Origin of the sequence: Paenibacillus sp. 598K, from assembly GCF_003851045.1 — a bacterium.
Lineage (GTDB): Bacteria > Bacillota > Bacilli > Paenibacillales > Paenibacillaceae > Paenibacillus_D.
Genome location: NZ_BFBX01000397.1, coordinates 1 through 708, shown reverse-complemented (window position 1 = coordinate 708; position 708 = coordinate 1). Strand labels below are relative to the sequence as shown.

1 protein-coding gene is annotated in these 708 nt (G+C 57.6%); it reads right to left on the bottom strand.

Translation table 11 applies throughout. The annotated features are described in order from the left end of the window. Window positions 1-383: 383 nt before the first annotated feature. Entirely contained in the window at window positions 384-665 is a 282-nt protein-coding gene (locus tag PA598K_RS35615; RefSeq protein ID WP_128661331.1) for a Dabb family protein, read from the bottom strand. Window positions 666-708: the final 43 nt, after the last annotated feature.

The window sequence follows — 708 nt, the reverse complement described above, 5'->3', positions numbered from 1 at the left end:
CTCGCCTTGTTTGTTACATCTGAGCAGGGATTGGCCGACGGCCGGAGTTTCGTAGAGTACACCAAGCCAGTTTTCTCAGCCGAGCCGCTGGCCGCCACGACATTGGACTGGTAGCCCTTCAGCAGGGGAAAACATCTGCGTAACGAAAGAAAGTTTCGTTGAATCGCCGGCAGTGGGCGGGGCGTCGCAGCAACGACAGGCGTGGAGCTCGGGGGCTCCACGTCTGTCTCTGGCGAGCGGCAAGTCGCGGAAGACTGGTGCTCGGTCTACTCTGCAAACGGCTGCGTTGCTCAAAGGAATGCCTGCCGAGGGAGAGAGCCGTCACGTCAGACCTCCCTCACTCATGGCCGTTACTCGGCTGCCCGATGTCTCCCGTCCGCGCGTCAGATCTTCTCGAAGTCAATCTCCAGGAACCGTTCCACCTCAGTCAGCCAGCGTTGATCGACGAAGGCGGTATGGAGCGGATGCGCGTTGTACGTATCATAGTCCTCCTGAGTGGCGAACTCCATCGAGAAGCCGTAGTCATAGTCGTTTTTGGCGCTGACCTGGCGGAAGACGTTGAAGTTGCTGACGACAGGAATCGAGGTCAGGATGGAGCGGCCGTCGTTCAGGAACGCGGTCTCCTCTGCGGAGCCCTTGGCATGCTTCAGATCGAAAATAACCATGTGTTGAATAGCGATCGTGCTCTCCTCCAATACAAATAAGATG